The organism is Haloglomus salinum, assembly GCF_024298825.1.
GTDB lineage: Archaea > Halobacteriota > Halobacteria > Halobacteriales > Haloarculaceae > Haloglomus > Haloglomus salinum.
On record NZ_CP101153.1, the window covers coordinates 89,016 to 101,729 of the forward strand.

The 12,714-nt window shown below is 60.1% G+C and carries 10 protein-coding genes; 7 read left to right on the forward strand and 3 right to left on the reverse strand.

The window, feature by feature from the left end:
• Positions 1-39 precede the first annotated feature (39 nt).
• On the reverse strand, positions 40-720 hold the full coding sequence (locus NL115_RS00425; protein ID WP_254831263.1) for a hypothetical protein: 681 nt from the start codon (positions 718-720) through the stop codon (positions 40-42).
• A gap of 146 nt (positions 721-866) precedes the next feature.
• Here NL115_RS00425 and NL115_RS00430 point away from each other — a divergent pair, with 146 nt between their 5' ends.
• Positions 867-1,445, forward strand: coding sequence for a helix-turn-helix transcriptional regulator (locus tag NL115_RS00430; protein WP_254831264.1), 579 nt, complete (start codon positions 867-869; stop codon positions 1,443-1,445).
• A 205-nt stretch (positions 1,446-1,650) separates the two neighbouring features.
• A complete protein-coding gene (locus tag NL115_RS00435; RefSeq protein ID WP_254831265.1) occupies positions 1,651-2,316 on the forward strand; it encodes a hypothetical protein in 666 nt (221 codons plus the stop codon).
• A 462-nt stretch (positions 2,317-2,778) separates the two neighbouring features.
• Here NL115_RS00435 and NL115_RS00440 read toward each other — a convergent pair whose 3' ends face one another.
• Together NL115_RS00440 and NL115_RS00445 are read right to left on the reverse strand one after the other, a co-directional pair.
• A complete protein-coding gene (locus NL115_RS00440; protein WP_254831266.1) occupies positions 2,779-6,375 on the reverse strand; it encodes a PAS domain S-box protein in 3,597 nt (1,198 codons plus the stop codon).
• 142 nt (positions 6,376-6,517) lie between these two features.
• Positions 6,518-6,859, reverse strand: coding sequence for a winged helix-turn-helix domain-containing protein (locus NL115_RS00445; protein ID WP_254831267.1), 342 nt, complete (start codon positions 6,857-6,859; stop codon positions 6,518-6,520).
• A 248-nt stretch (positions 6,860-7,107) separates the two neighbouring features.
• Here NL115_RS00445 and NL115_RS00450 point away from each other — a divergent pair, with 248 nt between their 5' ends.
• The 5 genes from NL115_RS00450 (at position 7,108) to rpoB (ending at position 12,649) form a co-directional block, all read left to right on the forward strand.
• The gene (locus NL115_RS00450) at positions 7,108-8,334 is read left to right on the forward strand and encodes an FAD-dependent oxidoreductase (protein WP_254831268.1); all 1,227 of its coding nucleotides are present in this window, start codon (positions 7,108-7,110) and stop codon (positions 8,332-8,334) included.
• Positions 8,335-8,522: 188 nt separating this feature from the next.
• A complete protein-coding gene (locus tag NL115_RS00455) occupies positions 8,523-9,545 on the forward strand; it encodes a threonine ammonia-lyase (RefSeq protein WP_254831269.1) in 1,023 nt (340 codons plus the stop codon).
• Positions 9,546-9,848: 303 nt separating this feature from the next.
• On the forward strand, positions 9,849-10,142 hold the full coding sequence (locus tag NL115_RS00460) for a DUF7562 family protein (protein WP_254831270.1): 294 nt from the start codon (positions 9,849-9,851) through the stop codon (positions 10,140-10,142).
• Between the two features lie 117 nt (positions 10,143-10,259).
• Entirely contained in the window at positions 10,260-10,652 is a 393-nt protein-coding gene (locus tag NL115_RS00465; protein ID WP_254831271.1) for an ArsR/SmtB family transcription factor, read from the forward strand.
• A gap of 170 nt (positions 10,653-10,822) precedes the next feature.
• Positions 10,823-12,649: a DNA-directed RNA polymerase subunit B gene (gene rpoB / locus NL115_RS00470; protein WP_254831272.1), complete on the forward strand. Its 1,827-nt coding sequence runs from the start codon at positions 10,823-10,825 to the stop codon at positions 12,647-12,649.
• Positions 12,650-12,714 lie beyond the last annotated feature (65 nt).

The window sequence follows — 12,714 nt, forward strand, 5'->3', positions numbered from 1 at the left end:
ATATCTCTGTTATTTAAGTAATGGTCTGGCCAGAGTATACTAATTTGTTGATGTCGAATTCTGTCGAATGCTGTCCCAATCTGTAACATCTGTGACTGTTCCGTTCGTCAAGTCGATACTGACCGAATATTTCAGACTATCCCGTCCATCATCTCTAGGTTGTCTGATACGAACGACTGCTTGGTCCTCTACGTAACGCGGTTCTCGCTTGACCGTTACCGACCCATCCTCTCGATTGTCCGTGCCAGTGTCTGTAATCGTAAACTCACCGCTGGTCTGGTTGCTGTCAATCCTCACATCGTAAGACCGTTGACTGGAGGCGGACAGATTCAACCCCCTGACCGGCTCGACTGTGAGCTCGTACTCGCCCATCGAAGCCAGTGCTTGCTCCACGGTGTGATTGTTCATCGCAACCATCCGTGCCCGCTCGCGTTCAGCCTCCGTCAGCGGTCGGTTTGTACTCGTCTTCACAGTGAACTGGCCGGTACTCGTTTGTTCGACCGTTATCTCGCTCACGTTGGTGAGGTCGGTTACTACGGTTTCCGAACCCCCTGTTCCAACGAACGTGACGTTCTCGTTGGACACGACGAACTCACCCGCTGTGCCGGAATTCGAGACCGGCGCGGTCACGCCGAAGGCAGTTCCCATGCCCGCTACCGCTACCCCGATCACGGTGAGCCCGGCGAGGACGAACAGCCGCGTACGAATGACCTCGGTCATACTGTCATAATTCGGTGGAAAACCTGATTAATACTGGGATGAAACGACTTTGAAACCAGTTTCAAACGCGTTTCACGCGTGTTTCACGCACTCTGTAGCCGATATGAATCGATGGCTATATTTTTCTGTAATATGATGGTTTCCATATGAGTTCGCGGGCCCTCCAACACACGCACCTGGTAGCGGCGGTTTTCTTTCTCGCTGCCGTTCTCGTTCTGGCTGTCCAGTTGATCACCCCGTCCCCGGTTGTGGTTTCGCTTGGGGAGAACGGGACACAGACATCAAGCATTGGCGAGTACTTCACGTACCGCGAGGTGGCTGTTGCTGTGATTGCGGCCGTCGTTTGTGGAGCCAGCGGAATGTATCTCATTCTTCACGACCAGGCGTATGTGGCCGCCGAACAGAATCGTTCGAAGTCGCAGGGACAGCCACCTCTTGAGACAACCGGTGGTCGCGCCACGCAGCCGAAACGGTCTGACCCCTCGACAACAGGTTCACTTCCGGACGAAGAACAGTGGGAAGAGACACTCGAGACACTCGCGAGCCATCAAGAGACCATCTACGAACTGCTGATCGAGGCCGATGGGGAGCTGCCACAGCAGCAACTCGTCGACGAGACCGATCTCTCGAAGGCGACCGTCAGTCGAACGCTTGACAAACTAGAAAACCGGGGACTCGTGGAGCGAAAGCGGAGTGGGATGGGCAATACCATACTCATCGAGTAAGTAGCCGACCCGAACCGAAACAGGTCTAAAACCGGTTTCAAACGCCTCTCGAACCGCTTTCGCTCCCGTTGTCAATCAAAGGCTATGAGGTCTTTCAGACAACGTGAGACCGCGGCGAACCTGGGCGACGTGGCCCTGATTCCCTGAGGTCCAGAACGCAGGTATCAGCCCTCCCGCTCCGGTTCGCCGACAACAAAGACTAGCTATGCGATACAACGCACTCACGCTTGTGGTCGTGGCACTGCTCGCCGTCGGGGCGAGCGGTGGCGTCGCCGCAAGTACGAATCCCTCCACAGCTGGCACCACGCCGGCTGATGTACCGGCAGCTAACCATACCGTCGATATCGTCAATCCCGATGAGATAAGTGACGAAGAGGTCGACCGGGCCATCGAGACAGCGTGGGCCAACGACGAAGTTCAGAGCTACTTCGATGACGATGCCGCGGTCCACTTCGATATCTGGGCATCAGAGTTAGACGAAAGAGTCGTCCACGTCAACATCGCCCCGGCCGATGCACCCGATTCGACACGGGTTATTGCCGATGTCGATATCGAACGGGGAACTGTCACGTCGATCGACGAGCCGGTGCGGCTCAACGCCTCGAACGCGATGACAATCAATACCAGCGGCGATACCTCCGTGTCGATCGACGGTGCGGAGTACGAACTACACGGAAACGACACGACTAGTGACGGAGACGCCACGCGATATCCTGCCCATCAAGCCACTCACTTCCAGCTCAACGAGAGTTCGATCGAGCGCGGTGGAGACGGAGCATTCACATTCGAGCTCGAGGATGACGATGGAACAGTCACCGATGTCTCCATCGGAGATATCTTCCGAATCGACTTCCCGTCGGCTGAGGAGTGAACGCAGGTAATAGCGACGCCCGCTAATCCTACTCGTCGCTGCTCCTCTCCGATTTTCCATTTATTTCTGTGAATCGAGCGGGGGTACTACCGCGATGGCCGACTCGCCATAGACGGACGATTCGGCATCGAGGCATCATCGGACGTGTCCTTCGCTGGTTGTCGTGTGCAGGTGACTGTTGTCTGCGGGCTCGGTGCTCAGTCGTCGATCAGTTCGATAGGCTGGAGTGGATTGCTCTGCAGGAGATATGAAGGGTCGTATTCGCCAGGGACAGATTCAGCACGCTACAAACCGGTCGATCACGGACATCAACTCGAGCTACTGTCATATCCAACGGCGCTTCTCACTTTGCTCTCCGAGCGAGCGGCAGAAGGCTCGTGACGTTTCTCTGACACTCTGGTAGATGGTCGCGTTCTCGTGGTTCTCCTGCCGTGTGGCTCCCTCAGGTATCCTCCACCTGAATCAGTCCGAGCCGGGATATCCTCGTTCCATGATAACCTCGACGGCCGTTTGCTCGGCTAGCCGGACATGTTTGTTGAACGTCGGCTGAGTGACCCCCAGCATGTCGGCAACATCCTGGCCGCTTGATTCCCGGGGCCAGGCGAAGTATCCGGCCGAATAGGCCGTCTCGAAGGCCTCCCACTGCCGGTCGGTGAGTTCCTCTCGGACGAGGTCCTGAAGTTCGAACAGTGATGGAATCGTTCGCTCGCGCTGTCGCTGGGCCACGAGTTCGGTATCGGGGTATCGGCTCTGGAACCCTTTTAGCAGCGACCTGACATCTGCCTCCCTGGGCGTCTCGACGACCAGTGTTCCCGTGCCGCCGTCGGCAGTTGCCTCCCGGACCACAGCACCGTAATCGGTGAACACTGAACCGAACCAATTCGATCTGCACACCTCAATCAGTCCGGTTTCATCGTCCTCGTCGACGCTGACGACTTGAGCGGTCTCGACGCTCTGCGCAGCCTCGGCTATATCGATCAACTCGCTCGGATCGGCTCTCTCGACAACGTAGAACGTCGAGAAGGAGCCGCCAGTCCGCCGGATGGTTCGCTCAAGTCTGACCTGGCAGTTCGTCTCGTCACTGGCCCGAATCATGAACAGGCCCTCGTCACGAGCCGCGAGTTCGAGTTCTGTCGTCCCCTCCGACTCCAGGGCGCGCTCCCTCTCGGCGACGGTGATGGCGTAGCCGATCGACCGGCCGAGTTCGGCGAGTACGTCCTGAGTCGAGTTATCAAATGCTCCCGGCTCTGTCGAAGCCACTGTGAGCACGCCGTGATTCCGGTTCTCGTAGCTGACCGGGACGGCTACCACCGACTGGATGCCGTGTCGAAGAGCGGTTTTTCGCCAGTCGCCAGTCACGTCGGTGGCGACGCTCCCGACGGCCTGGGTCTCGTCGTTCCGGAAGGCCCTGACCGAGGGGTGATTCCCCGCACCAGCGTCGAGAGTCATGCTCATGGCATCGAGATAGGTCTCTTTGCTCCCGGCACTGGTACCGACGACGAGCCCGTCCTCGTGAGCCGTCGGTTCGGCAACCCAAACTAGGTCGTGGAGGTCAACATCGATTAGGCGGTCGCAGACGGCTTTCTCGATACCGGCCCGGGAAGATTCTTCGACCGTGGCTCGTTCGATATCCCTGATGAAGGCGTTGAGCTGCTCTAGACGTTCGGCACGTCGCTGGTGGTGACGGAGTTCTTGCTCGCGTTCCTCGAGTGCGCGCTCGCCAGCGACGTGGTTTAGCGCGGCTTCGAGCGTCGCAGCGAGCGCCTGCGCGAGGTCGACCTCCTCGGCGTCGAACGAACTGTCCGGTACCCTGACGAGCATCACGCCGTGGTTCCCGAGCGAAAGCACCAGATCAGGACTATGGTGTCCCATCTCGGATAGTTCTGTCACAGGATCGGTGCTAGTGGCCGACTCACCCTCGACGAACACCTGCCAGGGCAGGGAGTCACCGGGAGCAAACGAGGGCAGGTTCGCCGCCTCCGCCTGGGGACTCGACGCCGCCACCGGCACGAGTTCTCCTTGACCCTCGTCGTAGAGATGGGCCGAGACGACGGGAAATCCGAGTACGTTATCCGCCGCCTCGACGGCCAGTTGGCAGGCCACTTCCCGAGAATCCACTGCAGTGAGTTCGCGCGTCGCCTCGTGGAACGACGCAATCCGCTGTTCACGCTCCCTTCGCTCGGTCACGTCCCGACTGACAACGACCATCCGAGACGCTCCAGGCCCCCAGTCTGTCGGGTAGAAGTCCGATCTGACCCATCGTACTGACCCAGCAGGTCGCTGGATACGGAATTCCTGAGAGTATCGGTCGTCTGCCGTCCCAGCCGCGACATCTGCCTCTATCCCCTCAACGAACGTAGCGAATCTATCTCGGTCTTCAGGGTGAACGGTGGCAAGAATTCCTTCGTCGTTGTTCTCGAAGATGTCTTCGAGCGACTGTCCCCAGATCTCCTCGTAGCCCGCGCTCAGGTCGTCAGATTGGATGGACGGGTTCGTAATTTCGTCGGCCGGCCCAAGATAGATTGCTTCGTCGATTCGATCGACGACCGCGGAAAGGCGGCGCTCCGTCCGGCGTTTTTCGGTGACATCGCGCATAATCGCAAGGTAGCGTGGTTCGCCGTTGATTGTCGCGGGCGTGGCGTTGACCTCTACCAGAAGCCGGTCCCCCTGAGCGGTTTCGAACAACCAGTCGACCTCACGGGAATCTCCGGATTCAATGACATCGTCGACGACTTCCTTGAGATACTCCTTATCGTATCCCTCCTCGCCGACGCTGAGTACGAGGTCGTCACCCAGAATTGCTTCACGATCGTAGCCGGTGAGTTCCGGGAGGCGGTCGTTAACCCTGATAAGTTCGTAAGTCTCTGGATCAAAGACTCCGATGGCGTCGGTGACGCTGTTGAACATCTGTTCGAACTCGCGGACCCGACGCTTCCGTTCGGTGACATCCCGATGACTTGCGATAGTCACTTCCTCGCCCCCGATTACTGCCGGAGTGATTCGAACCTCCAACCACAGGTCTTCACCCTCTTTCGTTCGCCCCTTCCAGTCTACCGTCTCTGGCTCACCGGTCTCCGCGACGCGCTGGTGGATTTCGCGGGCACGTTCGACTGTGAACCCCTCCTCAGTCGCCATATACTCGGCCACCCCACGCTCACGAACGGCTCTGAGGTCGTCTTCGATGAGGTCGTCGAGAAACGCCTCGTTGGCGTCGAGAACATCCAACGTCTCGGGATCGTATACTGCGATCGGATCGATGACACCGTTGAATATTTCTTCGAACTCCCGGGCACGCCGCTCACGCTCGGTGATATCTCGCGAGACGATCAGCGTTCGACGTTCCCCACCGATACGCGCTGGAGCGATGTTCGCCTCCACCCATCGGCGGTCGCCATCCGCGGTCTCCAGCAGCCACTTGTGGGTCTCTGCTTCGTCGTTCTCCAGAACTCGGCGCATAATCTGGTAGGCCCGGGCCGCCGTGTACCCTTCATCGGTGGCGCTGATGGCTGAAACTCCGCCGTCGAGTATCGAATCACGATCCGTCCCGATGAGGTCAACCATCGCCTCGTTGATTTCTTCAATCTCTTCGTCGTGGGGATCATGGACGGTAATAGCGTCGGTTACAGTATCGAATATCTCCCGCGACTCACCGCGGATTGGACTCCTGTGGTCCAGTTCCCCCGAGATTCGATCGAGAATGACATCGTACTGTGGGGCCGCCGTGATTCGGGAATAGTAATCGGAAGCGCCTGCCTCAAGAGCCGCTGCAATCGTCGTACGGTCATCCTGAGCGTCGGTCAGGAGGAGAACGGGGACGGACGCGGTAGCCAGTGCTTCGACGGTGTCTAACAGGGAGTCCAGTTGATCACCGACGAGAACGGCGTCTACGTCGGAGGAACCGCTGGCGACACTGCGTTTTACCGCAACCTTTCCCGACGTGACTGCGTCCGCCGACACCGATTCCCCGACATCAACGAGAGTGTCAACCACGTCTTGGGCAAATCCTTCGTCGCCATCGGCGACCAACAGCCGAAGTCCGTCGGAGCCCGGAGTTGCCATGACTGATGATATCGACGAAGCCGGAAGTATTCACTCACTGGGCTAGCCCTGCGATTGCCGTTCACCGTCGTCAGAGCCTCAGGTGCCGTGCCAGTTCGTAGAACCCCTCCCCACTCTTCGAAGCGTCCCCCACGTGGAACCATCAGTCAGCGTTCTTCCCCGCGAGCGACACGGCTGTCTCGATCCCCTCCTCGTTGATTACCAATTTAACCTCGTCGAGAGTCAGTCGGTAGTAGTTCCGATGATTGCCATCAGAATCGTGTCGATTCGTGGCAGCCACGAATCCGAGGCTCTGCAGTCGGTTGAGCCGGCGATACACCGTTGGGCGCGAAATATCACACTCGGTGGCGAGGTCGACTGCCGCCATTGGCCCGTCGTCGAGTGTGGCCACAATCCGACAGGCGTACTCGTCGCTCAGTATGTCGATCGTCGCCTCGGGGGCGGAGGACTCGTCGGAACGATTGTGCCCAGGCGCTTGCGTCATAATCTCGGATACCGACCCGGCGTCCCCAAACGTGGCTGCTAGGTCTACTACCCAATCGTCGGAAGGGGGCTATCAATATAGATTCGACCTCCTCCGAGTAATCGTCGACGGGCGCGATTTTGGTAGTCACACCTAGCAGTGGATCGGGGTGTTTCTGACCGTCGAACCGGGGCCGCTCGTTCATTCTGTCTCTGCCCCTTGACCGAACCGAGTCCGAGTTCGTCATCTCTGGACCGGACCCCCTACCGATGGACGCAGGAACAACTGATACCAAAGTGTTGTCCGATACACCATCATGGAACGACTCGAACCAGGGCGGCAACGGCGATGCTCGCCCCGGAATGTGTCGGTCAGATGGGGGCAGGAACGAACGGCAGGTTCTGGTGGTCGGCCATGGTCTGGGTGCCCTCGCAACCGTCGGCTTCCTCGAGCACGCTGGCCTTTCGCCGGTGCTCGCCCCCGGGGACATCGACCGCCCGGACCACCGGGCAGTCATCATCTGGAGAACAGGGCTGGAACTCCTCGAACGGATCGGGCTCCGCCGACCCGTAGAAGCTGAATCAACACCACTCAACGACCTTCGCTGCCTCGACCCCCCGCATACCTGGAGCGTCGACCCCTCTCCCCGGCCTTCACTGGTGGCGATTCGGCGTGACCGACTCGCCGACTGCTTCGAGCGCCAGCTCGAGAGCCGTATCCGAACGGTAGACCACGCCGTCAGATCGACCACCTCTACGGGACGACGCATCCGGGTATCGTTCGAGAACGGCGTGACCGAGGGGTTCGACACCGTCGTGACGGGCGATCGAGCAGTGTATCCGGAAACTGGGGGCGAAACGTCGGTGTCGGTGATCCACCAGTGGGCGTTTGACTGGCCATCGGGAGTCCCTGCTCCGAACGTGCCCACCGAAGCCTGGGGAAGTCGAGCCGTCGCGTTCGCGGTGCCGGTTGGCGACACTGTGCGTGCTGGCCTCTCCGCCGCTGATGGGATATCACCGACGGCTCCGACGGTGATCGATCGTCTCCATGAGCGATTCACGTCCTTCGCCGGGGCATTCGGCGAGGCGATCTCGGCCCTGGACGAGGGCGCTATCGGGTACAGACGAATCCCCTATCAGATTCCGGTTTCTCTGTCACGCGACGGAATCGTACTGGTTGGGCCGGCGGCCGCCGCCTCCCTTCCCGGAGATAGTCTCGGTCCAGCGCTATCGATCGAGGATGGCTGGGTCCTCGCAGACGCACTGAGGTACGGCCCGACCTCACTCGAAGCTGCGCTTTCTGAGTACGAACGTCGGAGACGGTGGCGGCTAGCCACTATCGAGTCGTCCATGGACGACGAAGCAGTCGTCGCCCGTGTGGGCGATACCCCGTCTGGGATGACCTACCAGTTTGCTGTCCGCCGCACAGCCGCGTTCAGCCATGTTCTCAACATAGATTCCGACCAGTTCACTCCCGAGGTTCCCGACGGGCTGTGATTACTGATTTCGAAGGCTCGTTAGCCGTCGACAACCACTGGTAGATTTCGACACGGTAGATCTTTCACACTCATCTCTTCAGGCTATCCGCCAACATCTCTATTAACCAATGATAATATTGGAATATAATTGACATGTATATATGGATAACCCGGATTCCTATCTTGAAGCCGCGATAGAAAACAGATATGACGGGATACGAACCTGTTCCCTCACCGGATGCGACCACGGTGTTTCCGTATCACGAGCTCACGCCACCGGAAACGGCCGATGTGTACCAGGCACGGCCAGCGGTCAGTCGACATCTTCCCCGCACCCCACTCGTTCGAAGCGAACCCCTTTCCAGAGAGTTCAACGCCGATGTCTACCTGAAGCGCGAGGACACGCTTCCGACAGGTGCATTCAAAGTCCGTGGCGGTATCGCGCTGGTCTCCGACCTCGACCGAGAATTCCATGACCCGGGTCTGATCGCTGCCAGCACCGGCAATCATGGTCAGTCGGTGGCGTATGCGGGCCGTACCTTCGACATTCCCGTGACGATTGTCGTCCCTAATGAGGCCAATCCATCGAAGGTGACCGCAATGGAACAGTTGGGTGCCGATGTGCTGTTCCACGGAGATGACTTCGACGAAGCGCGCGAACATGCGGAAGCACTGGCCGCCGAGGCGGGGTACCGGTACGTCCATTCAGCAAACGAACCGACACTGATTGCGGGAGTGGGATCCGCAGGACTCGAGGTCGTCGAGGACTGCCCCGACATCGATTATCTGTTCTGCCCGGTTGGTGGCGGCTCGAGTGCTGCTGGATACTGTCTCACAGTTGGAGCGCTCACTGACACGACGGTCGTCGGCGCCCAATCCGAGGCTGCCCCAGCGATGTATCGGGCGTGGGCAGAGGGCGATTTAGAGCCGCACGACAGAATGGAGACGTTCGCGGAAGGTGTGGCGACACGAGTTCCCTTCGCGCTTACGACGGAGCTACTGCGCAACCGACTTGACGACTTCCGACTCGTCAGCGAGGCGAGTCTCAGGCAAGGCATTCGCGACATGTACACGGCCGAGAGAATCCCGATGGAAGGAGCATGTGCTGCGAGCCTGGCTGCCATGCGGCAGTTCGCCGATGAGCTCGAAGGGGAGACGGTCGTGTTCCCTATCTCTGGACGGAATATCGCGCCCGACAAACTCGAGGCCATTCTTGACGAGGACGCCTGACATCATTACAGAGATCGACGGCCGATTAGCTGCGATGGCGGCATCTCATCGCGAAGCACCGCCGTTCCGCCGGATGCTCCCGGACGAAGTGTGTCTCACGTCACGCCTTGGCCCGGTCTCGAAACACTGCTTCTGTAGCTCAATCGCAGTTGCATTCACGTGTACCCGCACTCTTTCTATCGGACACTAAGAATTCGGACATATCTTGGCCGCGGCCGTTGGTTGAGGGCGGCTGCAGGGTGTTGTTTCCACATCTCGAACACTCGATTAGAGATTTTGGTTCGTTCGACGCTCGTTCCACTCATGACCATTCGCGATAGCTGGCCCGCTGGCCGAGACGAAAGCGTGATATGCATCGCATGTGGGACCGAGATGAGGCTATCTGAGGCATGCGAGTACGACAAGTATGGAGGACAATATCACCGCGAGGATGACTGCTTCCAGTACCTCTGTGAGTCCTGTTTTGGGGTCTCTCATCACCTCTCACGCTCGGGGCTGGAGGAGACGCTCATCGAGGCTGGTGCGGGGAGAGTCAGTGACCGGATATTCCTCCGGAGGTACTTCGACCTCGCCGGGGGCGAGTCAACGAGGGGATAGTCACTGAGGGAGCGGGACCGTTGAGGAGTCGAATCAATACTGATAGCCGCGGGTACCACAACTCGCTGTCAGTTATGACAGCAACAAGAGGGGCCTAGACGCCACCGTACATCACGGATGGCACTGCCCCCGACCTCCTCGACCGAGGCACCGGATGTCGGAGCGAGCACCCCCGGCTGTCCCGCCCCCGATGACGAGGGACCCATCGTCTCGCATATCAGCGACGGCGCCCCGCCACAGCTCACGGTGCTGAGTGATGCGTACGCCATCGCCATCGTCGAGGCTCTCGCTGACGGGCCGAAGCGTGGGCGTGAACTAATCGATGACTGCGGCGGCGCACGGTCGACCGTGTACCGGCACCTCGATAGACTGATCCGGAGCGGTCTCGTGGCTGCCGAGACAACGCTCGATCCCGATGGCCACCATCACAAGACCTACCATCTGGTCAGGGACACCATCGCCGTGCGCGTCGAACGGAACGGGCTCACGGTGACGCTTCGAGGGGAGTAACTCCGGCCCCCGGGCGTTCACGGCTGTTTCCGATCTTCGAACACGGTTGCCACCACTATTCGTAACCGACACCACGGGGCGTCCGTGGCGACCTCCGGTCCCGTGCCATTCGAGCCCTCCCCCCCTCGTGGCCCGGTGGGCCGGAGCCGCCGAACTCATCCACTCAACCCATGACTCAGGACTCCAATGCGAGCGTGTACATCAACGGTAGTCTCGTCGGTCGTCACCAAAATCCGCAGCAGCTGGCAACGCGAATCCGCGAGGCGAGACGCCACGGGGAACTGTCCGACATGGTCAACGTCTCCGTCGACGAGAGTACCAACGAGGTCATCGTCAACGCGGACGCCGGCCGGGCCCGGCGCCCGCTGCTGGTCATCGAGGACGGCGAGCCCCTCGCCACCCAGGAGGAGGTCGAGGCGCTGAAGCAGGGCGAACTCGAGTTCGAGGACCTCGTCGACCGGGGCTACGTCGAGTTCATCGACGCCGAGGAGGAAGAAGACATCTACGTCGCCGTCGACGAGACGGACCTCACCGAGAAACACACCCACCTCGAAATCGACCCGCAGCTCATCTTCGGCATCGGCGCCGGGATGATTCCCTACCCGGAGCACAACGCCTCGCCCCGCATCACGATGGGCTCGGGGATGATCAAGCAGTCGCTCGGCCTGCCGAGCGCGAACTACCGCATCCGGCCGGACACGCGCCAGCACCTCCTGCACTACCCGCAGCTCTCGCTGGTCAAGACCCAGACGACCGAGCAAATCGGCTACGACGAGCGCCCGGCCGCACAGAACTTCGTCGTCGCGGTCATGTCCTACGAGGGGTTCAACATCGAGGACGCGCTCGTCCTGAACAAGGGCAGCGTCGACCGCGCACTCGCGCGCTCGCACTTCTTCCGGACCTACGAGGGCGAGGAGCGACGCTACCCCGGCGGCCAGGAGGACCGCTTCGAGATTCCCGACGACGAGGTGCGCGGCGCTCGCGGTGAGGACGCCTACACCCACCTCGACGAGGACGGCCTCGTCAACCCCGAGACCGACGTCGGCGAGAACGACGTCCTCCTGGGCAAGACCTCCCCGCCGCGGTTCCTCGAAGAGCCCGACGACATGGGCGGACTCAGCCCGCAGAAACGCCGCGAGACCTCCGTCACCATGCGCTCGGGCGAGAGCGGCGTCGTCGACACGGTCACGCTGATCCAAGGTGAAGATGGGTCAAAGCTGTCGAAGGTCTCCGTGCGCGACGAGCGCATCCCAGAAGTGGGCGATAAGTTCGCCTCGCGACACGGCCAGAAGGGCGTCGTCGGCCACATCGCGCCGCAGGAGGACATGCCATTCACCCAGGACGGCATGACGCCGGACCTCATCATCAACCCGCACGCGCTGCCCTCCCGGATGACGGTCGGACACATCCTCGAAATGCTGGGCGGCAAGGTCGGCTCGCTTGAGGGCCGGCGTGTCGACGGCACCGCCTTCACGGGCGAGGACGAGGACGAACTCCGAGAGGCACTGGCCGAACAGGGCTTCAAGGACTCCGGAAAGGAGGTCATGTACTCCGGCGTGACCGGCGAGAAGATCGAGGCGGAGATCTTCGTCGGGACCATCCTCTATCAGAAGCTCTACCACATGGTCTCGAACAAGATCCACGCCCGCTCTCGCGGCCCGGTGCAGGTGCTCACTCGCCAGCCAACGGAAGGAAGAGCCCGTGAAGGCGGATTACGGATCGGGACGATGGAACGGGACGCGTTCGTCGGCCACGGTGCCGCGATGGCGCTGAAGGACCGGTTGCTCGACGAATCGGACGAGGAATCGATTCCTATCTGCGGCGAGTGTGGAATGACTGCCATCGAAGACATCACTCAGAACCGTGTCTACTGTCCCTCCTGTGGCGAGGAGACGAACGTTCATCAAGTCGAGACGAGCTACGCCTTCAAACTATTGCTCGACGAGATGAAGGCGCTGGGAATCGCACCGCGGTTGGAGATCAGCGATGTGATTTGATATGATCTGCCCCACCGGTGCACGGCGAATGGGCCAGTAATGAGCCAGCTCACGAGGTACGATGA

Excerpts from the sequence above, each read along its gene's own strand:
- NL115_RS00425 (WP_254831263.1), bottom strand. The coding sequence starts at position 720 with ATGACCGAGGTCATTCGTACGCGGCTGTTCGTCCTCGCCGGGCTCACC.
- NL115_RS00455 (WP_254831269.1), top strand. The coding sequence starts at position 8,523 with ATGACGGGATACGAACCTGTTCCCTCACCGGATGCGACCACGGTGTTT.
- NL115_RS00450 (WP_254831268.1), top strand. The coding sequence starts at position 7,108 with ATGGACGCAGGAACAACTGATACCAAAGTGTTGTCCGATACACCATCA.
- NL115_RS00440 (WP_254831266.1), bottom strand. The coding sequence starts at position 6,375 with ATGGCAACTCCGGGCTCCGACGGACTTCGGCTGTTGGTCGCCGATGGC.
- NL115_RS00465 (WP_254831271.1), top strand. The coding sequence starts at position 10,260 with ATGGCACTGCCCCCGACCTCCTCGACCGAGGCACCGGATGTCGGAGCG.
- NL115_RS00445 (WP_254831267.1), bottom strand. The coding sequence starts at position 6,859 with ATGACGCAAGCGCCTGGGCACAATCGTTCCGACGAGTCCTCCGCCCCC.
- rpoB (WP_254831272.1), top strand. The coding sequence starts at position 10,823 with ATGACTCAGGACTCCAATGCGAGCGTGTACATCAACGGTAGTCTCGTC.
- NL115_RS00435 (WP_254831265.1), top strand. The coding sequence starts at position 1,651 with ATGCGATACAACGCACTCACGCTTGTGGTCGTGGCACTGCTCGCCGTC.
- NL115_RS00460 (WP_254831270.1), top strand. The coding sequence starts at position 9,849 with ATGACCATTCGCGATAGCTGGCCCGCTGGCCGAGACGAAAGCGTGATA.
- NL115_RS00430 (WP_254831264.1), top strand. The coding sequence starts at position 867 with ATGAGTTCGCGGGCCCTCCAACACACGCACCTGGTAGCGGCGGTTTTC.